The 26,502-nt window shown below is 36.1% G+C and carries 23 protein-coding genes; 11 read left to right on the top strand and 12 right to left on the bottom strand.

Features of this window, described 5'->3' with window-relative positions; genetic code table 11:
• The first annotated feature begins 31 nt into the window (after nucleotides 1-31).
• The 4 genes from O5640_RS07320 (at nucleotide 32) to O5640_RS07305 (ending at nucleotide 5,095) form a co-directional block, all read left to right on the top strand.
• Nucleotides 32-1,297, top strand: coding sequence for an aminotransferase class I/II-fold pyridoxal phosphate-dependent enzyme (locus tag O5640_RS07320; protein ID WP_269611727.1), 1,266 nt, complete (start codon nucleotides 32-34; stop codon nucleotides 1,295-1,297).
• Nucleotides 1,298-1,317: 20 nt separating this feature from the next.
• Complete coding sequence (gene gcvH / locus O5640_RS07315) at nucleotides 1,318-1,704, top strand: glycine cleavage system protein GcvH (RefSeq protein ID WP_269611726.1); 387 nt, start codon at nucleotides 1,318-1,320, stop codon at nucleotides 1,702-1,704.
• Between the two features lie 101 nt (nucleotides 1,705-1,805).
• Nucleotides 1,806-4,712: an aminomethyl-transferring glycine dehydrogenase gene (gene gcvP, locus O5640_RS07310; protein WP_269611725.1), complete on the top strand. Its 2,907-nt coding sequence runs from the start codon at nucleotides 1,806-1,808 to the stop codon at nucleotides 4,710-4,712.
• A gap of 122 nt (nucleotides 4,713-4,834) precedes the next feature.
• A complete protein-coding gene (locus O5640_RS07305) occupies nucleotides 4,835-5,095 on the top strand; it encodes a hypothetical protein (RefSeq protein ID WP_269611724.1) in 261 nt (86 codons plus the stop codon).
• A 2-nt stretch (nucleotides 5,096-5,097) separates the two neighbouring features.
• Here the strand turns inward: O5640_RS07305 and O5640_RS07300 are convergent, their stop codons facing one another.
• From O5640_RS07300 to rpmI, 7 genes are all read right to left on the bottom strand, one after another.
• Complete coding sequence (locus O5640_RS07300; RefSeq protein WP_269611723.1) at nucleotides 5,098-6,243, bottom strand: glycosyltransferase family 4 protein; 1,146 nt, start codon at nucleotides 6,241-6,243, stop codon at nucleotides 5,098-5,100.
• A gap of 36 nt (nucleotides 6,244-6,279) precedes the next feature.
• Complete coding sequence (locus O5640_RS07295) at nucleotides 6,280-7,473, bottom strand: NAD-dependent epimerase/dehydratase family protein (RefSeq protein WP_269611722.1); 1,194 nt, start codon at nucleotides 7,471-7,473, stop codon at nucleotides 6,280-6,282.
• A gap of 61 nt (nucleotides 7,474-7,534) precedes the next feature.
• Entirely contained in the window at nucleotides 7,535-7,702 is a 168-nt protein-coding gene (locus O5640_RS07290; protein ID WP_269611721.1) for a high light inducible protein, read from the bottom strand.
• 49 nt (nucleotides 7,703-7,751) lie between these two features.
• Nucleotides 7,752-8,558, bottom strand: coding sequence for a thiazole synthase (locus O5640_RS07285; protein WP_269611720.1), 807 nt, complete (start codon nucleotides 8,556-8,558; stop codon nucleotides 7,752-7,754).
• 29 nt (nucleotides 8,559-8,587) lie between these two features.
• Nucleotides 8,588-9,145 carry a tetratricopeptide repeat protein gene (locus tag O5640_RS07280; protein ID WP_269611718.1) on the bottom strand — a complete coding sequence of 186 codons (558 nt, stop codon included), beginning with the start codon at nucleotides 9,143-9,145 and terminating at the stop codon, nucleotides 8,588-8,590.
• Between the two features lie 147 nt (nucleotides 9,146-9,292).
• The gene (gene rplT, locus O5640_RS07275) at nucleotides 9,293-9,640 is read right to left on the bottom strand and encodes a 50S ribosomal protein L20 (RefSeq protein ID WP_269611716.1); all 348 of its coding nucleotides are present in this window, start codon (nucleotides 9,638-9,640) and stop codon (nucleotides 9,293-9,295) included.
• Nucleotides 9,641-9,692: 52 nt separating this feature from the next.
• Complete coding sequence (gene rpmI / locus O5640_RS07270; RefSeq protein WP_038654742.1) at nucleotides 9,693-9,890, bottom strand: 50S ribosomal protein L35; 198 nt, start codon at nucleotides 9,888-9,890, stop codon at nucleotides 9,693-9,695.
• Nucleotides 9,891-10,090: 200 nt separating this feature from the next.
• Here rpmI and O5640_RS07265 point away from each other — a divergent pair, with 200 nt between their 5' ends.
• Nucleotides 10,091-11,536 carry a SpoIID/LytB domain-containing protein gene (locus O5640_RS07265; protein WP_269611715.1) on the top strand — a complete coding sequence of 482 codons (1,446 nt, stop codon included), beginning with the start codon at nucleotides 10,091-10,093 and terminating at the stop codon, nucleotides 11,534-11,536.
• A gap of 45 nt (nucleotides 11,537-11,581) precedes the next feature.
• Nucleotides 11,582-12,898 (top strand): glycosyltransferase, encoded by a 1,317-nt coding sequence (locus O5640_RS07260; protein WP_269611714.1) that lies wholly within the window; start codon nucleotides 11,582-11,584, stop codon nucleotides 12,896-12,898.
• Between the two features lie 17 nt (nucleotides 12,899-12,915).
• Here the strand turns inward: O5640_RS07260 and O5640_RS07255 are convergent, their stop codons facing one another.
• The 4 genes from O5640_RS07255 to tig all read right to left on the bottom strand — a co-directional run bounded on the left by O5640_RS07255 (nucleotide 12,916) and on the right by tig (nucleotide 18,348).
• Nucleotides 12,916-14,625, bottom strand: coding sequence for a DNA polymerase III subunit gamma/tau (locus O5640_RS07255; RefSeq protein ID WP_269611713.1), 1,710 nt, complete (start codon nucleotides 14,623-14,625; stop codon nucleotides 12,916-12,918).
• A 144-nt stretch (nucleotides 14,626-14,769) separates the two neighbouring features.
• A complete protein-coding gene (clpX, locus tag O5640_RS07250; RefSeq protein ID WP_269611712.1) occupies nucleotides 14,770-16,125 on the bottom strand; it encodes an ATP-dependent protease ATP-binding subunit ClpX in 1,356 nt (451 codons plus the stop codon).
• 104 nt (nucleotides 16,126-16,229) lie between these two features.
• On the bottom strand, nucleotides 16,230-16,886 hold the full coding sequence (clpP, locus tag O5640_RS07245; protein WP_269611711.1) for an ATP-dependent Clp endopeptidase proteolytic subunit ClpP: 657 nt from the start codon (nucleotides 16,884-16,886) through the stop codon (nucleotides 16,230-16,232).
• Between the two features lie 43 nt (nucleotides 16,887-16,929).
• On the bottom strand, nucleotides 16,930-18,348 hold the full coding sequence (gene tig / locus O5640_RS07240) for a trigger factor (RefSeq protein WP_269611710.1): 1,419 nt from the start codon (nucleotides 18,346-18,348) through the stop codon (nucleotides 16,930-16,932).
• A 152-nt stretch (nucleotides 18,349-18,500) separates the two neighbouring features.
• Between tig and O5640_RS07235 the strand changes: the two genes are divergently transcribed.
• From O5640_RS07235 to O5640_RS07225, 3 genes are all read left to right on the top strand, one after another.
• On the top strand, nucleotides 18,501-19,535 hold the full coding sequence (locus tag O5640_RS07235) for an aspartate-semialdehyde dehydrogenase (protein WP_269611709.1): 1,035 nt from the start codon (nucleotides 18,501-18,503) through the stop codon (nucleotides 19,533-19,535).
• The gene (dapA, locus tag O5640_RS07230; RefSeq protein ID WP_269611708.1) at nucleotides 19,532-20,440 is read left to right on the top strand and encodes a 4-hydroxy-tetrahydrodipicolinate synthase; all 909 of its coding nucleotides are present in this window, start codon (nucleotides 19,532-19,534) and stop codon (nucleotides 20,438-20,440) included. Before O5640_RS07235 ends, dapA begins: the two co-directional genes overlap by 4 nt.
• Before the next feature lie 72 nt (nucleotides 20,441-20,512).
• Entirely contained in the window at nucleotides 20,513-22,462 is a 1,950-nt protein-coding gene (locus tag O5640_RS07225) for a ribonuclease J (protein WP_269611707.1), read from the top strand.
• A 20-nt stretch (nucleotides 22,463-22,482) separates the two neighbouring features.
• Here the strand turns inward: O5640_RS07225 and tilS are convergent, their stop codons facing one another.
• The gene (gene tilS / locus O5640_RS07220; RefSeq protein ID WP_269613822.1) at nucleotides 22,483-23,463 is read right to left on the bottom strand and encodes a tRNA lysidine(34) synthetase TilS; all 981 of its coding nucleotides are present in this window, start codon (nucleotides 23,461-23,463) and stop codon (nucleotides 22,483-22,485) included.
• Between the two features lie 130 nt (nucleotides 23,464-23,593).
• On the opposite strand from tilS, the gene O5640_RS07215 reads away from it, so the two are divergent.
• On the top strand, nucleotides 23,594-24,382 hold the full coding sequence (locus O5640_RS07215; RefSeq protein WP_269611706.1) for a DUF561 domain-containing protein: 789 nt from the start codon (nucleotides 23,594-23,596) through the stop codon (nucleotides 24,380-24,382).
• 81 nt (nucleotides 24,383-24,463) lie between these two features.
• On the top strand, nucleotides 24,464-26,500 hold the full coding sequence (gene uvrB / locus O5640_RS07210; RefSeq protein WP_269611705.1) for an excinuclease ABC subunit UvrB: 2,037 nt from the start codon (nucleotides 24,464-24,466) through the stop codon (nucleotides 26,498-26,500).
• Nucleotides 26,501-26,502 lie beyond the last annotated feature (2 nt).

Below are 26,502 nucleotides of genomic sequence, written 5' to 3'. Positions count from 1 at the left end.
TAAAATTTCTTTATGCTTAATTAAAAATCATATGATACAAAAATCTGCTAAAAATTTTGTTGATAATATAGAAAAAAAATTATACTTATCAATTCAAGATAAGACTGATAGCATAACGTTCAAATTAGAAAAAGTCCTAAAAGCTTTTTCTGAATCTCATCTGAATGTGCAACATTTTGCATCATTGACTGGATATGGACATGGAGATTTAGGGAGAGATGTAATTGATAAAATTTTTGCAAATGTTTTAGAGGCAGAAAAAGCAGCGGTAAGACTCCAGTTTGTAAGTGGTACTCATGCTATAACATCATCTTTATTTGGCGTCCTAAGACCAGGAGATGATCTGTTATCTGTTACTGGAAGGCCCTACGAATCACTTGAAGAAGTGATTGGATTGAGGGGTAATGGTCAAGGATCTTTGATTGAGTTTGGTATTAATTATGATGATATATCTTTAAAGAATGATGGAAATATAGATTTTGTAGCTTTAGAAAAAGCTTTAGATATACCTAGAAAATTAATTTTCATACAACGTAGCTGTGGTTATACATGGCGTCCATCTTTGGGTATTGAGGTTATTAAAAAAATTTGTTATTTATGTCATAAAATTCAACCTAACTGTATTTGTTTTGTTGATAATTGTTATGGAGAATTTGTTGAAACTAAGGAGCCAACCTCAGTAGGGGCAGATTTGATAGCAGGTTCTTTAATAAAAAATTTGGGGGGAACTATTGTTCCTACTGGTGGATATATTGCTGGGAAAGCTGATTTAGTTGATAAAGCATGTTGCCGCTTGACTGCTCCAGGTATTGGATCAGAAGGTGGCATTACTTTTGACTTAAATCGAACTATTTTACAAGGACTTTTTCTTGCGCCTCAAATGGTTGCAGAGGCACTAATCGGTGCTGAGATTATTTCCAAAACTTTTAGTGAATTGGGCTTTCAAGTTTTGCCAACCCCAGGTTCTATGCGAACTGATTTGATCCAAGTAGTCAGAATAGGCGATCCAGAAATTTTACAGATCATTTGTAGGTCTTTTCAAGAGAAATCACCTATTGGATCTTTTCTTGATCCAGTACCTGCTCCAATGCCAGGTTATGAAAATAACTTAGTCATGGCTGGTGGAACTTTTGTAGATGGCAGTACGAGTGAATTTTCTGCTGATGCTCCAATGAAACCTCCATTTGATCTATTTATTCAAGGAGGATCCCATCGCTCTCATGTCAAAATTGCTTTGATTCATGCATTAACTAAGTTATTTCAGGCAGGATTGATCAAATTGCCTCAGAATGATTAAGCGTTTTTCGTTTTGACGCAATGGCTTTTTCCTTCCCAGATCATTTTCGTTTTGCTGACAGTCATGAATATGCTTATGTTGATGATGCATTAGTTCGAATTGGTATCAGTGAATTTGCGGTCGATCAATTAGGAGATATCGTTTTTGTTGATCTACCAGATGAAGGTACTTCAATAGCTAAAGGTGAGAGCTTTGGCTCCGTGGAATCAGTAAAGGCTGTAGAAGATATGTATGCCCCAGTTAGCGGAGAAATTGTCCATAGAAACAATTCTGTTTTGGCAAGCCCAGAGGAACTTCAGAACGATCCTCATGGTGAAGGATGGTTGTTAATCATTCGTCCTGATAACCCTGACCAATTAAAAGAGCTTATGGATTCTGAGACATACTCAAAGAAAATTGCTGCATAAAATTTTACTCAATAATTTTTTCTTACAACAAATCAGGAAATTTTTCTCTACAGTGGCCTTCCCTCCAATAACTTAACTTGCTTGTGCTTGAGAACAAGCTCATGTCAAAAGCAGAATTAAAGGATTTCACTTTTAAGTCTCGCCATCTAGGACCTAACAACGAAGATGAAGCTTTTATGCTTCATCAACTTGGTTTTGAAAATTCGGAAGATTTTATATCTTCTGTAATTCCTGATGAAATCTTTGATTCAGAAAATAATGGTGTTTCTATTTCATGTGGATGCGATCAAAATGAAGCGTTAAAAGAAATAAAATTAATTTCAAAGAAAAATATCGAAAATCGATCTTTGATTGGCCTTGGTTATTATTCCACAGTTTTACCTCCAGTAATACAAAGAAATGTTCTAGAAAATCCCAATTGGTATACAGCTTATACTCCTTATCAAGCAGAAATATCCCAAGGTAGATTAGAAGCCTTATTTAATTTTCAGACCTTAATAAGTGAATTAACAGGTTTGCCCATATCAAATGCTTCTTTACTTGATGAAGCAACTGCGGCAGCTGAGGCAATAAGTTTGAGTCTAGCTGTTAGAAAAAATAAAAATGCTAATAAATTTTTAGTTGATCAAGACATTTTGCCTCAAACATTTGACGTACTAAAAACTCGATGTGAACCACTTGGAATTGTACTTGAGTTTTTTGATAATAAGAATTTTTTTATTGATAATAATGTCTTTGGAATACTTATTCAGTTACCTGGGAAAAATGGATGTATTTGGGACCCAACCTCAATAATTAATCAGGCACACAAATACGATGCAATTGTAACCATTTCAATTGATCCATTGGCACAAGTTTTGATCAAACCAATGGGAGAACTTGGTGCGGATATTGTTGTTGGAAGTGCGCAAAGATTTGGAGTACCTATTGCATGTGGTGGACCACATGCAGCTTTTTTTGCAACTAAAGAAATATATAAAAGACAGATACCAGGAAGGATAGTAGGCCAATCAGTTGACGTAGAGGGTAATCAAGCTCTGAGGCTTGCCCTCCAAACAAGAGAGCAACATATTCGAAGAGATAAAGCAACAAGTAACATTTGTACAGCTCAAGTCTTATTAGCTGTTCTCTCTTCTTTTTATGCTGTTCACCATGGTCCTCATGGTCTTAAGAAAATTGCAAACAAGATCCTTAAATTTAGATCAGATTTTGAATGTATTATAAGTAATCTGGAATATCCTTTAGATAGATATTCTGGGTTTGATAGTATAGATATTTATTGTCCAGAAGCATCAAAAGTTATTCAATTAGCTTCTAAAGAAGGTTATAACCTTAGAGTGCTTCCTATTGGATCAGATATTAAAAGTGCTAAGGGTTTTGGTGTTACTTTTGATGAGTTGACTTGCGATCAAGAAATTTATAAATTGCATCAAATTCTCGCACAAGTCAAAGGAAGGAACGTCAACAGTAGTTCTACGTTTATAAATGAAAATGATCCACTAAAAGATATCCCACTTCGTACAAAACCTTGGCTTGAACAACGGGTATTTAATCAATATCAAAGTGAGACTGATCTGATGAGATACATACATTTTTTAGTGTCGAAAGATGTTTCTCTAGTGCAAGGAATGATTCCTTTGGGGAGTTGCACCATGAAATTGAATGCAGCTGCGGAACTTTTACCCATCGAATGGAGTGAGTTTTCGTCTATTCATCCTTTTGCTCCTCATGGTCAATTAGATGGATTCCATGAAATAATTCATGACCTTGAAAGTTGGCTTTCTGCTTTGACTGGCTTTCAGGGGGTTTCTCTTCAGCCAAATGCAGGTTCCCAAGGAGAATTTGCTGGTTTGCTTGTCATACGTTCATGGCATAAGTCTATTGGGGAGGGGCATAGAAATATTTGCTTGATTCCAACGAGTGCCCATGGGACGAATCCAGCTAGCGCTGTCATGTCTGGTTTTAAAGTTGTCTCTGTTCAATGCGATAAATACGGCAATGTTGATTTGGAAGACTTAAGAAATAAAGCAAAGATTCATTCCAAGAATTTGGCTGCATTAATGGTTACTTACCCTTCAACTCATGGAGTATTTGAGCCAAATATTCGTGAGATTTGCCAAGTAATTCATCAAGAGGGTGGTCAGGTTTATTTGGATGGTGCAAATCTAAATGCTCAAGTTGGTATTTGCAGGCCTGGATCTTATGGCATAGATGTTTGCCATTTAAATCTGCATAAAACTTTTGCCATTCCTCATGGAGGAGGAGGACCAGGCGTAGGTCCCATTGCTGTTGCAGGCCATTTGGTCCCTTATCTTCCTGGACATTCAATAGTTAATTGTGGAGGTGAAAAGGCAATTTCGGCAGTCTCTGCTGCTCCATTTGGCAGCGCTGGAATATTACCGATCAGTTGGATGTACATTCGAATGATGGGTAAAGATGGGTTACGCAAAGCAAGTTCAATCGCAATCCTCTCAGCTAATTATTTAGCAAAACGACTTGATCCTTATTACCCTGTTTTATTCAAAGATCCTAATGGCTTGGTAGCTCATGAATGCATATTAGATTTACGACCCTTAAAGAGTCAGTTGGGTATAGAAGTTGAGGATGTGGCGAAGAGATTGATGGATTATGGATTTCATGCTCCAACAATCAGTTGGCCTGTCGCTGGAACATTGATGGTTGAACCAACAGAAAGTGAAAGTTTGTCTGAACTAGATCGTTTTTGTGATGCGATGATTGGAATACGAGAAGAAATTGAACAAATTAAATTAGGAAAGATTGATCCTATTAATAATCCCTTAAAACAATCTCCACACACTTTAAAAACAGTGACTTCTGATGATTGGGATAGACCTTATTCTCGTAAAGAAGCAGCTTATCCATTGCCTGAGCAAGAAAAATATAAATTTTGGCCATCAGTTTCACGTATTAATAATGCTTACGGTGACAGGAATTTGATATGTAGTTGTCCTTCAGTTGAAGATTTAGAAGATATTAATTCTATTTGAAGACTGGTTAAAACTTGTTTTATTAGTTAAGTTTCAATCGCAAACCAAATTATTGGTTATTTTCGGCTGTTGAAAATTTTTCTATTAATCTTTGCCGCAGCTTTAAATTTTATGGGGACCAAATGAACAAAAAGACATCTTTTGATCTTCCAGATCAAGTGAAAAAAAAGGATGATTTATCCTTGCCTTCTTTTTCTAATTGCTTTGAATCAGTTTTAAATAAAGGCGAACTTTTACAAGTTGCTGGAACTAATGTAGTTAGAGTCCCATTTGGGGTTCGACAGCCTAAGAAACAAAGGCCAGCAAAGCTTTCTTCCTGGGCAACTTTGGTGTTGCCTTTGCAATCATTTGATTCCCCAACCCCACCTCCTCATGCTGCATAAAACTAAGCAGCAACATTTTGTTTTTTGTTTAGTACTTCTTCGTAATAACTTTTTAATTGTTTTGTAGCGCCTTCCCATCCCCATCTCTCAGCTTCTGAACGAGCAGCCTGTCTCATCTCTGTCCGTTCTATTTCGTTGCCCAATAATTTTTTTGTAGCTTCTATTAAACTCAAAGCTCCATCATTTTCTCCATCAGGATTGTATAAACATCCATTTTCTCCATCTGAAATGATATCTGGGATGCCACCTTTATTTGCGCCTACAACTGGACATCCAGCAGCCATTGCTTCTAAAAGAACTAATCCCAAAGTTTCTGTACTTGAGGGAAATAGGAAAGCATCACCAGAGGCATAAGCACTTGCTAATTCATTACCACTTAAATATCCCACAAAGGTAGTTGAGGTTCCTTGGAAAATTTTTTCTAGTTGTTGTCGATATGGACCATCTCCAACAAGAGCTAGTCGAGTGCTTGGTAGTGCTTCAAGTACAGGTTTAATTCTTTCAATTTGTTTTTCTGCTGAGAGTCTTCCGACATATATCAATAAAGATCCTTCATCGCTAAAGTTTCCCAAAAGACGCTTTCTCATTTTTTCGTCTCTTAGTTCTGGTTTAAAAATATCTGTATCAACTCCTCTTTGCCATAAAGCAGTATTTTGAATTCCTTTTTCTGAGAGTTCTTGCACCATTGCAGTGGAAGTACATAGATTAAGAGTCGCTTGATTATGAGCCGCTTTTAATAACTCCCATAAAAGAGGCTCTAACATTCCCATTCCATAGTGTTCCAAATACTTCGGTAAATGAGTGTGGTAACTAGCTACAAGGGGGATATTGTTTGTTTTCGCTAACCAAATACCACCCAATCCAAGTACAGCAGGGTTGACTACATGTATTAGATCAGGCTTAAAGTTTTCTAATTCGTCTGAAACACCTGGACCAGGAAGTCCTAATTTGAGTTCCGGATATAAAGGTAATGGCATCGCTGGGACACCTATAACTTTTGCACCCATATAGCTTGATGGACAACCTTCTGGACAAAAAACAGTCACTTCATCACCTGATTCAACTAAATTTTGAATTGTTTTAGTTAGACGAGTGACTATCCCATCAACTTTAGGTAGGAAAGTTTCTGTAAAGAAAGCTATTTTCACTGAACGAGTTTTTTCAAGATTTTGTACAAATTAGGTTTAGGATTTATTGATTGCTTTCGCTTGGGTTGATGTCCATGCAGATACACAAGGTATTCGTTTTAAATCACATCTATTCGCGAATTTTTTTGCGACATTAACAACTTCTTCTAAAAGTCCATTATCTAGAGTTGTGGGATCTAATCCAAGTTCAATAAAACATCGATTATCTACTATTAAATCATTTTCGACTGCTTCATTTCTTGGGTTGGGAAGATAATTGATTTTCGCTCCAGTTAGAGAGGCTACTTTTTTAGCTAATTCTCCTACTTGGTGACTTTCAGTCATTTGATTGAAAATTTTCACTCTTTCACCTTTTTCTGGAGGGTTCTCCAGTGCCAGTTGAACACATTTTACTGAATCTTGAATATGAATAAAAGCTCTTGTTTGTCCACCAGTACCATGAACTGTTAGCGGATATCCTATGGCAGCTTGCATTAAAAATCTATTTAACACTGTTCCATAATCACCGTCATAGTCAAATCGATTTGTCAGTCTTGGATCACGGCTTGTGACATCAGTATTTGTTCCCCATACAATTCCTTGATGAAGATCAGTGATTCTGATCTGGTCATTTTTGTTGTAGTAGAGAAAGAGCAATTGATCAAGCGTTTTTGTCATGTGATATACGCTTCCAGGACTTGCTGGATGCAGTATTTCTTCTTCAAAACGACTTCCATCTGGTTGAGGTACTTCCACCTTTAGGTAACCTTCAGGGATGGTCGCACCTCTATGAGATCCATATCCATAAACCCCCATAGTCCCAAGATGAACAATGTGAATATCTAATTGAGATTCAACGATTGCGGCCAAGAGATTATGAGTTCCATTGACATTGTTATCTACCGTATATCTTTTGGTTGCGCTGCTTTTCATGGAATATGGAGCAGCACGCTGTTCAGCAAAATGAATGATGGAATCAGGCTTTTCTTCGATCAACAGATCTAAAAGTTTTTGATATTCAGAGGCAAGGTCTAAATGAATAAATTGAATAGGTCTTCCACCTATTTCAGACCAAGCTTTAATCCTTTCTCCAATACTTGTAATTGGAGTCAAGGATTCGACTTCAAGGTCTATATCGATTTTTCGACGACTGAGATTATCCACGATGAATACATCATGACCTTTGTCAGCAAGATTTACTGCACAAGGCCATCCGCAGAAGCCGTCACCACCAAGAACGAAAACTTTCACTCTAAACTCCAAAAGAAAGAGCAAATGAAATGCTCATATTATTCAAGCTACTACAAGGGTTTCACTTGATTGTTAAAGAATATGCGATAAGTCCAATTACAAGGATAACTCCAGCAAGGGTAAAAAGCCAAGAACCTTTGTTGTCACTGCTTTCTTTTGTAAGTATTTCAATTCTTGGTTCATCTGCAAAAACGTTAAGCCTTCCTTGACTTTCTCTAGTGACTGCCATGTTTTTTTGTTTATTAGACTATAACGTTACTAATTTTTAACGAATTACTCTAATTATTTGAAATAACTCCATCCAATGGAGAGCTCGGATTAGCAACTAGGTTCTCTTGTAGCCTTCCTGATAGATAAGCGTCTCTGCCAGCCTCAGTTGCCTTTGAGAAGGCTTGAGCCATGAGAATAGGGTTTTTAGCTAACGCGATAGCACTATTGATTAGAACTCCATCGGCACCCATTTCCAACGCTTCAGCTGCTTCACTTGGGACTCCAATACCTGCATCAATAATTATTGGTATTCGAGATTCTTCAATGATCATCGCAATATTTGCTGCATTTCTTATTCCTTGAGCAGATCCAATGGGGGAACCAAGTGGCATAACAGTTGCACATCCAATTTCTTCAAGTCGTTTTGCAATTAATGGATCTGAATTTATATATGGAAGAACAGTAAATCCTTCTTTAACTAATTGTTCTGCTGCTTTTAAAGTTCCAATTGGGTCAGGTAATAAATATTTTTTGTCAGGAATAACCTCTAATTTGACAAAATTGTTATTTTCTTGACCTGCTAATTTTGCTAATTCTCGCCCCAGTCTCGCTACGCGAATAGCTTCTTCAGCATTTGTGCATCCTGCAGTGTTTGGGAGCATCCATATACTTTTCCAGTCAATTGATTCCATTAATCCTTTATGTCCAGTTTCAAGTCCTTGAATTCTTCTAACTGCAACAGTAACTATTTCAGAGTTTGTATTTAAGAGGCTTTTTTGCATAACCTCTAAGGATGAGTATTTCCCAGTTCCAACAAGAAGCCGACTTTTGAATTCTTTATTTCCTATTTTGAGCAATTGATTTGTTGTTTGCATCAGTAAAAATATGATAATTTAAAATTTATTTAGAAACCTTTTTTATTCAATAATTGATCTTTACTTTTTCCAATTATTCGTTCAAGTCTTTTTATTTGGGAGATTGCAGTTTTGTTATTAGGATCTAGCTTTAAAACCTCTTGATAATTTTTATAAGCTTCATCTTCTTTAAGCAAACGCTGATGAGCAAAACCGAGATTGTTTAATGCAACTGGATATTCAGATTTAGCAGTTAATGCTTTTTTATAATGAATTACTGCGGATTTAAAGTCATTTTGGGCAGCAAGTGCAAAACCTAAGGCATTTTCTATAAGTGCTTTAGCTTCTTGTGGTTCTCCATCTAGTTTCTTTAATGCTTGTTTTAAAGTTGATGTGGCTTGAGGATATAATCTTTTCTTTAATTGAACAGATGCTAATTCATACATTTTAGCAGAATCTTCTTTTGTATTTGAATCCTCTTTCTCTAGTTTTATAAGCTTCATTTCATCTTTTCTTACTTTATATAATTGTCTTCCTACTAAAATAGCTATAATTACTAATAGCAAACATAGTCCTATTAAATAAGTTTGAGGAAGATTAGCTATCATTGTCTAAAACTAATTACTAACTTGTTGAGCGTATAGTAATTATTTATTATTAGCATAATCTTAATTTTTGGATTTTCTTCTGTATTCTTTTGGTTTAATTAAATATTTATACATAACTTTAAAAAAGAAAACACTACTATAGTGCATTTAGCCTTTTGAATTAACTGCGATATTTGTAAATGTTTTAGGATCTGTAACAGCTAATTGAGCCAACATTTTTCTGTTGATTTTTATATCTGCTTTTTTTAAGCTACCCATAAACTTGCTATAGCTTAATCCGTTTAGTCTTGCGGCTGCATTGATTCTTGCAATCCAAAGTCTTCGGAAATCACGCTTTCTTCTTCTTCTGTCTCTATAGGCGTTACAAAGAGCTTTCATTACTCTTTGATTTGCAGTTCTGAAAAGAGTTCCATTCCCCCCTCTAAAGCCTTTTGCTAGACGAAGAATTTTGTTTCTACGTTTTCTTGCAACATTACCTCTTTTAACACGTGCCATAATTAATAATCAGAAATCAAGAAATTGAACTAATAACCGGTAGTAAGAAGTCTTAAGCATAAGGAAGCATAAGGCTTACGTTCTCTGCATCACGTTCGTCTACCACTGCTTTTGTTTTAAGGTGCCTTTTTAATTTAGGGCTCTTATGGTCAAGTAAGTGATTGTGAAATGCACGACGTCTCATGAACTTGCCAGTGCCTGTTGCTTTGAACCGCTTTGCAGCAGCTTTGCGGGTCTTGAGCTTTGGCATTGATAAAGCATAGTTAGACTATAAGAATACGTCCTTAAGCTCACTTAAGCCAACCCAAATTATTAATTTTTTGCTGGAAGGAGATTTTTGTTGTGATTAAAAACTATTTAAAGAATCAAAAGTGTTTTTTTGGTCTTGGATTGTTTCTCTTGATTGTTACGCATTATTCAAATCAAGTTTGTATTGCGAATCCTCGCAAAGTGAACGTTTTTGCAACTCATCAGGCACCTCCTCAAACACCTTTAATTAGTTCAGAAAAAAATGTGCTGCTTGTTGGGATCAAACCATACTTAGGAAAAGAAATCATTAATGATCAGAATTCACCATCTTTGAGGCTTGTCAGTAATGGCAGAAAATTGATTCTGAAAGATGCTAATGGAATAATTCTAAAGGCTAAAGAAATTAATATTGGTTGGCGAGCGAGAGACTTATTAAATCCCAAAGTATTTATTCGAAAAACAATTGGCCCTTTTGCAAGTTTCGAGTCTGCTGAAAAAGTAGCAAATGATTTAAAAGAAAAAGGTATTGAATCAACTATTGCTCATCCACTGGATTGGGAGGTTTGGGTGTCCGGCGATATTGAGATTCCCGCATCTATCGAGTCGGTTTATCAAAAAATTAAAGTTTCAAAGACTGTTTTCCCTTATGTATACGGAAATAATGGAAAGATTTCTCTCAAAGGACCTATCTCTTTGGAAGCCCCTGATGGGATGCGCTGGGGGAAGGGAATATACTTGGGTCCTTTTTCGATCCAGTCAGATGCTTATGGAAGTTGGACATTAGTTGAGCATGTTCCTATTGAGAGATATCTAAATGGAGTAGTTCCTTACGAAATTGGCGCCACCTCTCCTGAAGCAGCATTAGCAGCGCAGGCTGTACTAGCGAGAACATGGGCTTTGGCTAATAGTCATAGATTCAAAGTTGATGGATACAACCTTTGCAGTGATACGCAATGTCAGGTTTACAAAGATCCATCTAAAGCCAATCAAAAAATTAAAACGGCTATAAAAAAAACGGCTGGCATAATTCTGACTTGGAAGAAAAAGCCAATAAATACTGTTTATCACGCGACAAATGGTGGAGTAATGGCATCGGTCGATGAAGCATGGTCAATTAATCAAGTTCCTTATTTGCAAATGCGCTTGGATGGACCAAAACAGTGGACTCGTAAAGTTGATTTACCTTTGTCAAATGAAAAATATTTGAAATCTTTTTTATTTTCTAAGTCTGAGGCTTTTGGGTCTGATCATCCACTTTTCAGGTGGGAAAGAACGCTAGAGTCTTCTGAGATATCTGAACAGCTCAATCAAGCTCAAAAAGTTAGTAGTTCTTTTTATCCAAATAAAATTCAGGTTTTAACGAGAGGTATAAGTGGGAGAGTCACTTCCATGAAAATTGAAGGAAAGACTGGCTCGGAAATTTTCCTTAAACTTGATGAGATTCGTCGAGTTCTTAGACAATTACCAAGCACATTATTTGTTGTTAAAGAAATTAAAGAAGGTAAATGGCTTTTTTCTGGTGGAGGTTTTGGACATGGAGCAGGAATGTCTCAGTCTGGGGCTATAGAGTTAGCAAAAAATGGATGGACTACCAAACAAATTCTTTCTCATTATTATCCAAAAACTAAATATGGATTTTTGCCTTAGTGATGAAAGCCTCTTAGAGTCACTTGTTGATAAAAGTATTGCTCCATGGCTTTAGCCAAAATTAGTGGAGAAAACCGACGCATTAAATCAATATTGTTTTTGATTTGCTGCGCCTTAATAGGAATTTTTCCTCATTTAATTGAGCCTACCAAGAATTTACTCCCTTCAATTACTTTGGCTGTCTTACTAGGAGGGTATGGGTTGAGAGTTGTCATAAGAGATCGCAGGGAAAATTATCAATTACAAAAAGAGCTTCTAATTAAGGATGAAGAATTTTTTGCAACTCTTCCCAAAGTTGATGTTTTGGTCGCAGCACGTGATGAGGAAAATGTAATAGAGAGATTAGTTTCAAGACTTTTATCAATTGAATATCCAGAGGAAAAACTTTCTCTATGGATAATTGATGATGGGAGTCAAGACCGAACACCTGATTTATTACAAAAATTACGTACAAGTTGCTCTAGGATTAATGTTTTAAGTCGTCCATTATTGAGTGGTGGTGGTAAATCAGGAGCTTTGAATTCTGTATTGAATCAAACTGATGGGGAATGGTTGTTTATTCTTGATGCTGATGCACAATTACAGAGCAATGTATTACTTAAAGCCATATCTCTTGCTTTGCATGGTGGATGGTCTGGTGTGCAGTTAAGAAAATCAGTTGTGAATTGTGAGTTGAATAAAATAGCTGTTTATCAAGCAATGGAGATGGCAATGGATGCGGTTATTCAAAGAGGCAGGCTTGCTTGTGGTGGTGTTTCGGAGTTAAGAGGTAATGGCCAATTAATTAATCGAAAAGTTCTTGAATCTTGTGGAGGATTTAATGAACAAACTATCACTGACGATTTAGATTTAAGCTTCCGGTTTTTATTAACCCGATCGCCAATAGTAATAATGTGGGATCCACCTATTCAAGAGGAAGCAGTGGAATCATTGGCGGCTTTATTTAGACAAAGAAAAAGATGGGCTGAGGGAGGATTACAAAGGTTTTTTGATTACTGGCCTTTATTGATCTCAAAACGACTATCCAAATTCAAGAAAATAGATTTAACTTGCTTTTTTTTATTGCAATATGTTTTACCAGTAGTATCATTTATCGATTTTATTGTATCAATTATTTTATTTGAGAGCCCCTTATATTGGCCTCTATCTATAGTTGCATTTGGTATTTCTAGCTTAGCTTTTTGGAAAGGATGTTCTCAAATTAGTGAAGGTCCAAGATTACCATCGCCTAATTTTATCAATATACTTGGAGCAACGATTTACCTTGCACATTGGTTTATTGTAATTCCCTTTATAGTTTTTAAAATGTCACTATTTCGCAAGACTTTAATATGGGAAAAAACTGATCATATTGGTTCTTAATTAAGTTAATCTAATTATTAAATATCAACAATTTCTCCATTAAAGAAGTCTGCAAATTGCTTAGCTTTTTCATCAATATAGCTTGCTTCTGAATTGATTTCTGCCTCTATATTTTTGTTCTTCTCCTCCTCTTTTTTGGAGTCATTCTTATTTATCTCCTTATTGACTTTAATTTCATTTTTTTGTTCAATATTCTGAGAATTTTTTTCATCTTTTCGCGAATGGGATAAGTTATCTTTTTGTTGTATTAAAAGAACTTTTGTTGATGATCCTCTCGCCTTATAAAAAGCATCTTCAATAAGATTTTTTCGACTTTGAATCATATTTATCCATTTTTCTGAAATTGCTATTTCGGCAGAATCTGAGCTTAAATTTATTAATTTAGCTTGTTGTGAAAGTAGCATTTTTGTTGATGGAAGCTCTAACATGGCTATGACTTTTTTCCATATATCATCAAGATTCAAGTTTTTATCAGGTATTAATTTTTCTTGAGCAACTGTTCTTTTGACTTGTTCTTTATTGCTATTTGAATCTACATTGTCTATTATAAGATTTGCATTTTTAGGTTCAGACTTCTCTGATTTGTTTATTTTAACAAAGGATTGTTTGATTTTATTATTTTCTTTATAAACTTCATTTGAAAGCATTCCAAGTAAATTAATTTCCAGCCATAATTTTGGCTGATTACTGTTTCTTATATAGTTTTCTGATCCTTTTAATTTAGCCTGTAAGCTTAGTATTTTATCAAGATTGATTGACGTTGCTAAATCTTTTAAACTTTCACGATTTTCTTGAGAGATATTACATAAATTAGTTGGCTTACTTATGACTTTAGTGACAACTAAATCTCTTAATATAGATGCTATTCCTTGTAGAATTGCAATTGGCTCTTTCCCTGTATCAATTAGACGATTACAGATATTTAGAATTGAATTAGGATCTTTATTTAGTAATGACTTGGCTAAGATAATTAATTCTTCTTCTGGTACAGCCCCTATTAGATTGATAATATTTAATTGAGTTATTGGTGGAGGGAGTAAACTGACTTGATCAAGTAAACTTTCCGCATCTCTCAACCCTCCTTGGGAATGCTTTGCAATTAATGATATTGCCTCTTCGTTGATTGAAATCTCTTCTTTTTTAGCAATACTCATTAAATGACTTTCTAAATCATGTAGTGCTATTCTTCTAAAATCAAAGCGCATACATCTACTAAGAATTGTAGGTAAAACGCGTTGGGGATCTGTTGTTGCAAGAATAAAGACTACTTGAGGAGGGGGTTCTTCTAAGGTTTTTAGAAGCGCATTAAAAGCTGCAGTTGACAACATATGGCATTCATCGATGACATAAACTTTCCAGCGAGCTTTTGCTGGCGCAAATCTAGATCTTTCTATTAATTCACGAATATTTTCCACACCTGTATTGGAAGCTGCATCAATTTCAATTACATCCAAAGCATTGCCAGCGCTAATCCCCCTACATAAGTCACATTCACCACAAGGTACGGTTGTAGCTTTTTCACTTTTTAAGCAGTTTAAAGATTTTGCAAAAATTCTTGCACTTGATGTTTTACCCGTTCCTCGAGGTCCAGAAAATATATATGCAGGAGCAATTCGATCACTGATTAATGCTTGTTTTAATGTAGATGTAATTGGAGCTTGCCCAATAAGCTCGTCAAAGTTTGTTGGTCGATATTTATGATGTAACGGCTCATAAGTTTTTATCATTTGAAATTAAAATATTGATGAATTTAATCTTGATTTGTTTGATCATATTCAAAATTGATTACCATTGATCAAATATTTGACTAATTTAATTTTTTAAATTTTTACAATTAACATTAAGAAAGGTATTCAAAAAGTTTATTTGATCTAAGCAGATTCTTTAACAATTCTTTTGTCATTTGATAAGAGTGGAACCACTTTGCCGCCTGTAATTTCGTCAACCATTTTTTTTGTTACGTTGAAAGTTTTAATTTTAGTTTGAGATGGAAGGCTATACATCAGATCTAGCATAATTTCTTCAACAATTCCCCGCAGAGCTCTAGCTCCAGTTTTTCTTTTGTAGGCTTCTTGCGCAATTGCCTCAACAGCATCTTCGTCAAATGAAAGCTCTACATTATCCATACTCAATAAGGTTCTAAATTGTTTTACTAAGGCATCTCTAGGTTCTGTGAGAATAGACTCAAGTGCTTTAGCATTTAATGGTTCTAAGATTGCACTAACAGGCATTCTTCCAATGAATTCGGGAATTAGCCCATATTTCACTAGATCGTCCGGCTCAAGGTCATTAATTAAATTTGCACCAAGACGATCTCGATTGGATTTGGTTCTTGCCCTATTTTCATTTGGTATAAAACCAATTGAATTTTTCCCAAGTCTTTTTTGTACTACATCTTCTAAACCAACGAATGCTCCACCACATATAAAGAGTATTTGGCTCGTATCAATTTGAATAGAATCACCGTAAGGATGCTTTCTCCCTCCTTGAGGAGGGACGTTGGCAACAGTACCCTCGAGCATTTTCAGAAGAGCTTGCTGCACACCTTCTCCAGACACATCTCTGGTAATAGATGGGTTTTCACTTTTTCTAGCAATTTTGTCAATTTCATCTATGTAAATAATTCCTCTTTGTGCTAAATCCACATCCATATCTGCTTTTTGCAGAAGACGTAAGAGAATGTTTTCGACATCTTCCCCAACATATCCAGCTTCAGTAAGAGTTGTGGCATCAGCGACAGCAAAGGGAACATCGAGCATTTCTGCTAATGTTTGGGCAAGTAATGTCTTTCCGCATCCAGTTGGTCCAATTAATAAAATATTAGATTTTTGTAATTTGGTGGCTGTTAAATCTGTCTCGCCAGAACCATCACCTTTCCATGCAAGTCTCTTGTAGTGGTTGTAGACAGCTACTGATAAGATTTTTTTTGCTGGTTCTTGCCCAACTACTTGATCATCTAAAAATTTTTTAATTTCAATGGGCTTTGGTATGGAAGCCAACGTTGGAGCAGGTTTAGCTGCTGTGGTGGCAGCTTTAGTTTTACGACTTTGCTCATGTCCACTTCTTTGATGAGTTGGATTATCAATTAGTTCTTCATCTAAAATTTCATTGCATAAGTCGATACATTCATCGCATATGTACACTCCGGGACCAGCAATGAGTTTCCTCACCTGATCTTGGGCCTTGCCACAAAAGGAGCATTTAAGATGGGCCTCAAATTTTGCCATCGAGCTCTATAAAAAATAGGTTAGATAGACCGATAATTAATTTTACTCAGTCTCAATTAATAGGATCATTGAGGATTGATGCCTTGTCAGCTTTCCTTAATGATTCATATGGAGTTGAGATTGGAAACCACTTTGTCGATCAGGCCATATTCAACCGCTTCTTGGGGAGAAAGAAAGTGGTCACGATCAGTGTCTTCTGAAATCTTTTTAATATCTTGCCCGGTATGTTCTGCTAAAAGTGAATTAAGAGTCTCTTTTAAATAGAGAATTTCTTTTGCTTGAATTTCAATTTCCACAGCTTGACCTTGAGCTCCACCAAGAGGTTGATGAATCATTATTCTGGAATTGGGCAATGCAAGTCTTTTACCTTTTGTTCCTCCAGAGAGAAGAAAAGCCCCCATGCTTGCTGCAAGGCCATAGCAAATTGTTATGACATCCGGACTAACTTGCTGCATGGTGTCATAGATAGCCAGTCCCGCAGTTACTGATCCTCCGGGAGAATTTATATATAACTGAATATCTTTTTCTGGATCATCAGCTTCTAAAAAAAGCATTTGAGCCACTAATGCATCAGCAACTTGATCATTTACATCAGTTCCTAGAAAGATGATTCTTTCTCGAAGTAATCGGGAGTAAATATCAAATGCCCTTTCACCTTGACCTGATTGTTCGATGACTGTTGGGAGAACTCCCGGTCCTGAAAAAAGACAGGAGTTATTCCATAAACTATTAATGGGGTGATTTTGTCTTGCTTCAATCAACTTGAACTTTAGATAACTAATACTTGTAATCTATGTGTAGAAACTAGGATTTGGGTGTTTTAGAACTTTTCTTTTCTTTATTTGTTTTTGTTGTTGCCTTTTTCGAACTTTTCTCTTTGCTTTGATCCTTATTTTTTTCTGGGTCTTTTTCTAAAACAGTATTATTCTCTTCGAGCCAAACAAATAATTTTTCTTGCAACAAATCATCAGTAATAGCTTCTTTTAGACGATTTTCATCTATATTTTTTTCTTTTGAAAGTTTGATATCAGCTTCTACTTCTTTAAGCTTTGAATTGATTTCTTTTTGTGAAACTTCAATTTTTTCCGACTTAGCCAAAGCATTTAGAGCGAATTTTTGACGAAGCTTTTTCTCTGCTTCTCCTTTTGAAGACTCCATTAGCGATTTCACAAGCTCTGGAGTAAACATTGATTTCACATCAATGCCTTGTTGAGCAAAATTTTGAGCTGTTTGTTCAACAATTACTCGAACTTCCTGGTCAATAAGACTTTTTGGTAGCTCAACTTCAAGCTCTTTGACTAAAGCCGCAAGAAGTGAGTCCTGACGATTTTTCGCTTGTTTTCTATCATTATCTTCTTTAAGCCTCTGTTCTAGATCTGCCCGTAAGTCACTCATATTGTCTTTATCACTTGCTTGCTTGGCAAATTCGTCATTTAGTTCTGGTAGTTCCTTAATTTTTAAATCTTCAAGACTGACTTTGAATTCAGCTTTTCTGCCTTTGGCATCTTCCTGATGATAATCCTTTGGGAATTCACACTTTAATGTCTTTTGATCATTGATATTCATTCCAATCACACCCTCAATAAACCCAGGAATCATTCGGCCTTCTTCAAGTTCTATTTCTATTGAATCTGCGCTTCCACCCTCAATTTCGCTGCCATCATCTGAGAAACTTCCTTTGAAGCTTACTAGAGCAATATCTCCTTTTTTTGCGGGACGATCACTAACTGGAATTTTAGTCGCTAACTGCGTTCTTGATTGCTCAATAAGTTCATCTACTTTTTTGGGATCAAAGATTAAAGTTTCTACCTCAGCCGTAAGACCTGAAGATTTTTTTAGTGTTGGGATAGGGGTTATATCAGTTTCAAGCTTTAATGTAAGAGTTTTTTCAGGGTTGAAATTCTCTAAAATAGTTTCAAAGCCATCTTCCAGTTCCGGCTCAGACAAGGGCTCAATTCCTTCCTGATCTAATGTTTCCGTCCATATTTTTTGCAAAAGTGATTCTAGTGCGGAGGCCTGTATCCTTTTGACCCCAAGTTGTTGGATGACTACTGTTTTTGGAACTTTACCTTTGCGAAAACCTGGGATTGAGATTGATCTGCTGAGTTTGCTTAAAGCTTCGTTGTAACTATTTTTGCATCGATCTGCTGGTACTTCTACCTCTACAGCAATTCTGCTATTAGGTTTTGAACTGGTTTTTACTTTTAATTTGGCAGCACTCATTGAAAAGGAATTCTCAAATTGGTTAGCGTAAGAAAGCGTTAATTCACTTCCAAAGCTATTGTGGCCTAAAAAGCATCGAAAAATTTGTTATTTGTTGATTTTTCCAATAAGAAAAAATTTTTTGTTAAACCTTTTAATTTTCCTCATCAAGTTTGAAAACACAGTTTCTTCTTCCAAATAGACCTCTTACAGTTGCGATCCTTGGATCAAGTGGAGCTGTAGGTAAGGAATTATTGACTTTGCTTGAAGAGAGATCTTTTCCTATAAAAAAATTAATTTTACTAGCCTCTCATCGTTCGGCAGGGGAGATTCAGAGTTTTTGCGGAACTGAGTTAAAAGTCGAAGAGACAACTAAAGATAGTTTTGAAAATGTAGATTTGGTGTTGGCTTCAGCTGGTAGTTCAATATCTCGTAAATGGAAAGATAAAATTCAAAGTTCTGGAGCTTTGATGATTGATAACTCCAGTGCATTTCGAATGGATGAGAATGTTCCTTTGGTTGTTCCAGAAGTTAACCCTTCCGATGCTAGTAAGCACAAAGGTTTAATTTCTAATCCTAATTGCACGACTATTTTATTAGCGTTGGTTCTATCTCCATTGACTAGGCATATTCCTATTAAGAGGATTGTTGTGTCCACATATCAATCCGCTAGTGGCGCAGGTGCAATGGCAATGGAAGAATTAGGGAAATTAAGCCAAGAAGTTTTAGATGGAATAACTCCAGAAAGTAAAGTTCTTCCTTATTCTTTGGCATTTAATCTTTTTTTGCATAATTCACCTTTGCAATCGAATAATTATTGCGAGGAAGAAATGAAAATGGTTAAAGAAACCCGAAAAATTCTTGGAGACCCTGGACTTGCATTGACCGCAACATGTGTAAGAGTTCCAGTTTTTAGAGCTCATTCTGAAGCAGTGAATATTGAATTTATAAAGCCTTTCCCTGTAAAAGAAGCTTATGAGATTTTGGAATCCGCACGAGGAGTTGAGATACTTGAGGATTTGGGAAACAATCGTTTTCCGATGCCTCAAGATGTAACTGGTAGAGACCCCATATCCGTTGGCCGTATAAGGCAAGATATAAGTAACCCCAATGCTTTAGAACTATGGTTATGTGGAGATCAAATCCGGAAAGGAGCTGCACTTAATGCAGTGCAGATTGCTGAACTTCTATTGCCGAAAAAATCATGAATAAGTCAGCTTTATTATCACCAGCCCCTTTTGGAAGGATTTTAACCGCAATGGTAACTCCATTCAATGAGGAAGGGAAAGTTGATTATGGTCTTGCTGCAGATTTAGCAAATTATTTAGTAGATCAAGGTTCCGATGGCATCGTTGTATGCGGAACTACAGGTGAGTCTCCGACTTTGACTTGGCAAGAACAACAAAAGATGCTGGAAACAGTCAGAAATTCTTTAGGCTCTAGGGCTAAAGTTTTGGCTGGAACAGGAAGTAATTCTACTTCTGAGGCAATTGCAGCAACAAAGGAAGCAGCTAATTCAGGAGCAGATGGTGCATTAGTCGTTGTTCCTTATTACAATAAACCACCGCAAGAAGGCTTAGAAGTTCATTTTCGCGCTATTGCAAATGCAGCCCCACAGTTGCCTTTGATGCTTTATAACATTCCTGGGCGGACAGGATGTTCGATATCACCTAGTATTGTAAGTAAGCTTATGGATTGCAGTAATGTAGTCAGTTTTAAAGCTGCAAGTGGTACAACCGAGGAAGTGACTCAATTAAGGAACTATTGTGGATCAGATTTAGCTATTTATAGCGGTGATGATGCTTTGGTTTTACCAATGCTTTCAGTAGGGGCAGTAGGGGTTGTTAGTGTCGCTAGTCATTTAGTTGGTCCTAATTTGAAGAAAATTATAGAAAGTTTTTTAGAAGGTAAATATGCTGATGCACTTTATTTGCACGAGAAATTACAACCTCTTTTTAAATCTCTTTTTGCAACCACAAATCCCATTCCTGTTAAAGCGGCACTTCAACTCATTGGTTGGTCTGTTGGACCTCCTCGGAGTCCTTTAGTCTCTTTAAACAGCGAAATGCAAGAGGAACTCGTGAAGATACTCTCTTCTATGAGATTGATTTGATCTTTTCTCTCGTTCTCGAGTGGATTTGACTTTCATTTAGGTAACAACCAAGTTTTTTACATAGATTTTTCCATGACATCAAGTTCAATGAATTTTCAAGGTTCAAAAAATAATCAATCAAAATCTCCTTGTTTGAGGATTATTCCCTTAGGTGGCCTCGGAGAAATTGGAAAAAATACCTGCGTCTTTGAATATGGCGATGACATCATGATTCTTGATGCTGGACTGGCGTTCCCAACTGATGGGATGCATGGGGTAAATGTTGTCATGCCAGACACTACTTATTTACGTGAGAATCAAAGTCGAATAAGGGGTTTGGTAGTAACGCATGGACATGAAGATCATATTGGTGGGATTTCTCATCATTTAAAGAACTTTAATATTCCAATTGTTTATGGTCCTCCCCTTGCTATGTCTATGCTTCGGGGAAAAATGGAGGAAGCAGGAGTTGCTGATCGGACAACAATACAAGTATGTGGACCAAGAGAAGTTATCAAAGTTGGACAACATTTTTCTGTTGAATTTGTAAGAAATACTCATTCAATTTCTGATAGTTATTCCTTCGCAGTAACGACTCCAGTTGGGGTAGTGTTTTTTACTGGTGATTTCAAGTTCGACCATACGCCACCCGATGGACAGCCTGCAGATTTAGCAAGAATGGCTTATTACGGAGATCAAGGTGTTCTTTGCCTTCTATCTGATTCAACCAACTCTGAAGTCACAGGATTCACCCCCTCTGAATATTCTGTTTTTCCTAATTTAGATAGATACATCGCTACTGCAGAGGGCAGAGTTATGGTCACTACATTTGCTAGTTCAACTCATCGAGTAGCGATGCTTTTAGAGTTGGCGATGAAAAACGGTAGAAAAGTCGGCTTGCTAGGCCGTTCAATGCTAAATGTTGTTGGGAAAGCGAGAGAACTTGGATATATGCGTTTTCCTGATGATTTGTTTTTCCCAATTAAACAGATTAGAGATTTGCCTGATAGAGAGACGTTTTTGTTGATGACAGGAAGTCAAGGGGAATCAATGGCTGCTTTGAGCCGTATCGCGAGGGGTGAGCATCAACATGTTCAGTTGAAAACCAGTGATACTGTCATTTTTTCTGCTAGTCCTATTCCTGGAAATACTATTTCCGTCATGCATACGATTGACAAATTAATAAAATTGGGTGCAAAAGTTATTTATGGCAAAGATAAGGGTATCCATGTTTCAGGTCATGGATGTCAAGAAGATCAGAAATGGATGCTTGGATTAACTAGACCTAAATACTTTATTCCTGTGCATGGGGAGTACAGAATGCAAGTTCTTCATGGAAAAACTGCTGTATCAATGGGGGTTCATCCAGAAAATGTATTGGTTATGGAAAATGGGGACGTTGCTGAATTAAGACCAGATTCTATTGTGCAAGGTTCACCAGTTAAATCAGGAGTGGAATTGCTCGATTCTTCTAGAACAGGGGTTGTCGATACTCGAGTCTTAAAAGAACGTCAGCAACTTGCGGATGATGGAGTGATTACTGTTCTTACTCCAATTAGCACTGATGGCGTAATGGTTGCACCTCCAAGGGTCAATCTTCGAGGTGTTATCACTAATGTTGATGCTAAAACAATGGTTAATTGGACTGAAAGAGAGATTAATTGGGTCTTAGAAAATCGATGGAAACAGCTTGTTCTTAAGACTGGAGGTAAGTCAGTAGAAGTCGATTGGATTGGGTTGCAACGAGAGGTTGAATCAGGATTATCTCGTCGATTGAGAAGGGAAGTTCAAGCTGAGCCACTAATTCTTTGTCTTGTTCAACCTGCTCCTGGTGGAACTCGTGCATATAAACCTCAACTTGATCAACAGCCAGATTCACGACAAGTAGTTAGGAAAACCGCTGATAAAGCGCTTAAAGAAACTAATGGATCCGTAACAAATAAAGATACAAGTTCACTTACTGAACAAGAAACAAATAGTGAGAGTAATTCTGAGGAAATGCCATCTGGAAGAACAAGACGACGCAGATCAGCAATTAGCTGATAACTGAATATTTGTTTCGTTTAATTAGCCTTATTTGATATATAAATAGTTTCTTTATCCCATCTTATAATGAAGTCTCCATGGAGATGGATTATGCCAGGTGGTTTGCTTTTTAATATTTTGCTATTGATTTCTTCGATTTGCAAAGAAGTTACTCTTGTTACTCCTAACATATTCAGCCAATGAAAAAATAATATTTTTCTTATAGAGCTTGAGAAATCAATTAATTTTTTTCTGGATAGGGAAGTGATGTCTTCTCCTTGGCAAAATTCTATTGCTATTTTTGCTAATGATTGTTGGTCTTTGCTAATACTTTCAAGCCTACTAGCTAAGGAGGCTATCCTCGAGTCTGCGCCTTGATAGATAGAATTTAAAATTGGTAAAACTTCTTTTCTAATTTTATTTCTTGTTAAATTAATATTTTCATTTGAAGGATCAATCCAAATTGGTAAATTAAACTCTTTACAAATTTCGAGTGTTTCGTTTCTATTGAAGATCAGAAAAGGTCTTACTAAATCTATATTATTCTCTAAAGTTCTTTGTTCTTTAAGGGTACTCAGTCCGATCAGATCGCTTCCTCTCGCTAAGTTCATAATGACCGTTTCTGCTCGATCAGTAGCTGTATGACCAGTTAATATTCTCGTATATGGAAAATATATATTTTTTGATGATAATAAATTAGCTTTCATTAATAGGTTTTGATATCTCCAATCTCTTGCTTTTGCTTCATTAGCTACTTCTTCTTTATTTGCTTTATTAGAGTGAAATGGTATTTGCTTATTTAGGCACCAAAGTTTTAGTTCTTCTTCTATTTGCTTGGATTTAGTGTGCCATTTATGATCTCCATGCCAGACTTCGACTTGCCATTTATATAGCCTTTTTAGATCAATAATTAATTTGAGAAGGGCCATCGAATCTTGACCACCTGATATGGCTAACAAAAGTGTTGAGTTAACAGGAAGAAGAGATTTATTTTGTTTCAGCCTTTTGTGTAAACGCATATGCCATTTACTCCAAGGCCTGTCGTTGTTGGAAGATTGTGACATTTGCTTTGGTTTCAGAGCTCTATTCGCTTTTTTGAAGTTCTTTTGCTGAGTCAGTGTCACAATCAGATTAATAGTTGATGTTTTTATGACACGCCTGCAGACATTGCCAGTTTCACTTCAAAAAAGTATTCAGAATAGATCTTTATTGAAAGTAATTTCTGGATTAAATAATTTTAATCCAGAATCAGTATTTCGAATTTCTAAAGCTGCAGGTCTTGGGGGTGCAGATTTATTGGACATTGCGTGTGAACCAAAACTAGTAGAGCTCGCTGTGGAGGCTTCGAATATTCCTGTATGCGTAAGTTCGGTAGAACCAAAACTTTTCCCTAAAGCTGTTAAAGCAGGAGCATCAATTATTGAGATTGGGAATTTTGATTCTTTTTATCCAGATGGGCGTTTTTTCTCAGCTGAAGAGGTGCTCTCATTAGCTGTTGAATCTCGACGTCTTTTGCCTGAAGTTGTTTTATCAGTAACCGTTCCCCATGTTTTGACTTTAGATAATCAAGCTCAATTAGCGTTAGATCTTGTTGATAGAGGGGTCGATATAATTCAGACAGAAGGAGGGACAAGCTCGCATCCTATTAGTCCTGGAACTTTAGGTTTAATAGAGAAAGCGTCACCTACTTTGGCCGCGACTGTCGCCATATCATCAGCTTTAAAGGGTAGTCAACATGATGTGCCCTTAATGTCTGCTTCTGGACTGTCTGAAGTCACTGCTCCTATGGCCATATCAGTTGGAGCTAATGGAGTTGGGATTGGGACAGCTGTCAATAAATTGAATACGGAATTAGCTATGATTGCAACCGTTAAAGGTCTTCGACAGGCCCTAGATACATCTAAATTGGTTGCTAAGATTAACCAATCAATTTCCTAAGTTAATTTAAACTTTTGTTTGATAACAATATGAAGAGTATGGAATTAATAAGTTTATCTTTTTTTAGAATTAAATAAGAATATGCCAGAATATAAACTTAAAGCCCCTTATGTTCCAAAAGGTGATCAACCTGAAGCTATTAAAGGGTTAGTTGGAGGGGTAAATGATGGGCAAAAATTTCAAACTTTATTAGGTGCAACTGGAACAGGTAAGACTTTTACGATAGCTAATTTGATTGCTCAAACAGGTAGACCTGCCTTAGTTTTGGCTCATAATAAAACACTTGCAGCTCAATTATGTAATGAATTAAGAGAGTTTTTTCCTGATAATGCAGTTGAATATTTTATCTCATATTATGATTATTATCAGCCAGAAGCTTATGTTCCAGTAAGTGATACTTACATAGCTAAGACCTCATCTATTAATGAAGAAATTGATATGTTACGTCACTCCGCAACTAGGTCTTTATTCGAGCGAGATGATGTCATAGTTGTTGCTTCAATTAGTTGTATATATGGTTTAGGAATTCCAAGTGAATATTTAAAGGCTTCTGTAAAGTTTCAAGTTGGTCACTGTATTGATTTAAGATCTTGTCTTAGATCATTAGTCTCTAATCAATATACACGTAATGATATTGAAATCAGTAGAGGTAGATTTAGAGTTAGAGGAGATGTAGTAGAAATAGGACCAGCATATGATGACAGACTTGTAAGGCTTGAATTGTTTGGAGATGAAGTTGAAACTATTAGCTATGTCGATCCTACTACTGGAGAAATATTGAAGAAACTTAACTCAATTAATATATATCCAGCAAAACATTTTGTAACGCCAAAAGATCGCTTAGAATCTGCAATTAAAGCAATAAAAAAAGAATTAAAAGATAGATTAGAATTTCTTAATCAAGAGGGTAAATTACTCGAAGCACAAAGGTTAGAACAACGAACAATTTATGATTTAGAAATGTTGAAAGAAGTTGGATATTGTAATGGAGTTGAGAATTATGCTCGTCATCTATCTGGAAGAGAACCTGGTTCTGCTCCAGAATGCCTAATTGATTATTTTCCTAAAGACTGGTTATTGCTTATTGATGAAAGTCATGTTACTTGTCCTCAATTACGGGCTATGTATAATGGTGATCAGGCTAGAAAAAAAGTATTAATAGACCATGGCTTTAGATTACCTAGTGCTGCTGATAATCGTCCTTTAAAGGATATAGAATTTTGGGATAAAGCAAAACAAACTGTTTTTATAAGTGCTACCCCTGGTGATTGGGAATTATCTAAAAGTACTGGAAATATAGTTGAGCAAGTTATAAGACCTACTGGTGTTTTAGACCCTTTAGTTGAAGTACGTCCAACACATGGTCAAGTTGATGATTTGTTGCTCGAAATTAGAAAAAGAGTCTCTAAGAATCAAAGAGTACTTATCACAACCCTCACTAAAAGAATGGCTGAAGATCTTACAGATTATTTATCTGAAAATAAAATTAGAGTTCGCTATTTACATTCAGAGATTCATTCAATCGAGAGAATTGAAATTATACAAGATTTACGACTGGGAGAATATGATGTACTAGTAGGAGTTAATCTTCTAAGAGAAGGTTTAGATTTACCTGAAGTCTCACTAGTAGTCATTCTCGATGCTGATAAAGAAGGATTTTTAAGAGCTCAAAGATCTTTGATACAAACAATTGGTCGAGCAGCTAGGCATATTGAAGGTTTGGCTTTGCTCTATGCAGATAAAATGACCGATTCCATGGCCAAAGCTATTAGTGAGACTGAAAGACGTCGTGAAATACAAAATACTTATAATTTAGAGAATGGAATAACTCCTAAGCCAGCAGGTAAGAAAGCAAATAATTCAATTCTTTCTTTTTTAGAGCTTTCAAGAAGATTAAATCAAGATGGAAGCACGGATGATTTTGTTGATATTGCTGATAAGTTGATAGATCATAGTTCTAAAGATTCTGATAGCGGAGTATCTTTAGAATCTCTGCCTGAATTAATTGAAAAATTGGAATCTAAAATGAAAATAACAGCTAAGGATCTAGATTTTGAAAAAGCTGCAATTCTAAGAGATCGTATAAAAAAATTAAGGCATCGGTTAGTGGGTAAATGACA

Origin of the sequence: Prochlorococcus marinus str. MIT 0912, from assembly GCF_027359595.1 — a bacterium.
Lineage (GTDB): Bacteria > Cyanobacteriota > Cyanobacteriia > PCC-6307 > Cyanobiaceae > Prochlorococcus_B > Prochlorococcus_B marinus_C.
The sequence above is the reverse complement of the archived record's forward strand: the minus strand, read 5'-3'. Positions and strand labels throughout refer to the sequence as shown.

Bases quoted from the DNA above. Each gene is read 5' to 3' on its own strand.
- O5640_RS07320 (WP_269611727.1), top strand. From the start codon at position 32: ATGATACAAAAATCTGCTAAAAATTTTGTTGATAATATAGAAAAAAAA.
- gcvH (WP_269611726.1), top strand. From the start codon at position 1,318: ATGGCTTTTTCCTTCCCAGATCATTTTCGTTTTGCTGACAGTCATGAA.
- gcvP (WP_269611725.1), top strand. From the start codon at position 1,806: ATGTCAAAAGCAGAATTAAAGGATTTCACTTTTAAGTCTCGCCATCTA.
- O5640_RS07305 (WP_269611724.1), top strand. From the start codon at position 4,835: ATGAACAAAAAGACATCTTTTGATCTTCCAGATCAAGTGAAAAAAAAG.
- O5640_RS07290 (WP_269611721.1), bottom strand. From the start codon at position 7,702: ATGGCAGTCACTAGAGAAAGTCAAGGAAGGCTTAACGTTTTTGCAGAT.
- O5640_RS07285 (WP_269611720.1), bottom strand. From the start codon at position 8,558: ATGCAAACAACAAATCAATTGCTCAAAATAGGAAATAAAGAATTCAAA.
- O5640_RS07280 (WP_269611718.1), bottom strand. From the start codon at position 9,145: ATGATAGCTAATCTTCCTCAAACTTATTTAATAGGACTATGTTTGCTA.
- rplT (WP_269611716.1), bottom strand. From the start codon at position 9,640: ATGGCACGTGTTAAAAGAGGTAATGTTGCAAGAAAACGTAGAAACAAA.
- rpmI (WP_038654742.1), bottom strand. From the start codon at position 9,890: ATGCCAAAGCTCAAGACCCGCAAAGCTGCTGCAAAGCGGTTCAAAGCA.
- O5640_RS07260 (WP_269611714.1), top strand. From the start codon at position 11,582: ATGGCTTTAGCCAAAATTAGTGGAGAAAACCGACGCATTAAATCAATA.
- O5640_RS07255 (WP_269611713.1), bottom strand. From the start codon at position 14,625: ATGATAAAAACTTATGAGCCGTTACATCATAAATATCGACCAACAAAC.
- clpX (WP_269611712.1), bottom strand. From the start codon at position 16,125: ATGGCAAAATTTGAGGCCCATCTTAAATGCTCCTTTTGTGGCAAGGCC.
- tig (WP_269611710.1), bottom strand. From the start codon at position 18,348: ATGAGTGCTGCCAAATTAAAAGTAAAAACCAGTTCAAAACCTAATAGC.
- dapA (WP_269611708.1), top strand. From the start codon at position 19,532: ATGAATAAGTCAGCTTTATTATCACCAGCCCCTTTTGGAAGGATTTTA.
- O5640_RS07225 (WP_269611707.1), top strand. From the start codon at position 20,513: ATGACATCAAGTTCAATGAATTTTCAAGGTTCAAAAAATAATCAATCA.
- tilS (WP_269613822.1), bottom strand. From the start codon at position 23,463: ATGCGTTTACACAAAAGGCTGAAACAAAATAAATCTCTTCTTCCTGTT.
- O5640_RS07215 (WP_269611706.1), top strand. From the start codon at position 23,594: ATGACACGCCTGCAGACATTGCCAGTTTCACTTCAAAAAAGTATTCAG.
- uvrB (WP_269611705.1), top strand. From the start codon at position 24,464: ATGCCAGAATATAAACTTAAAGCCCCTTATGTTCCAAAAGGTGATCAA.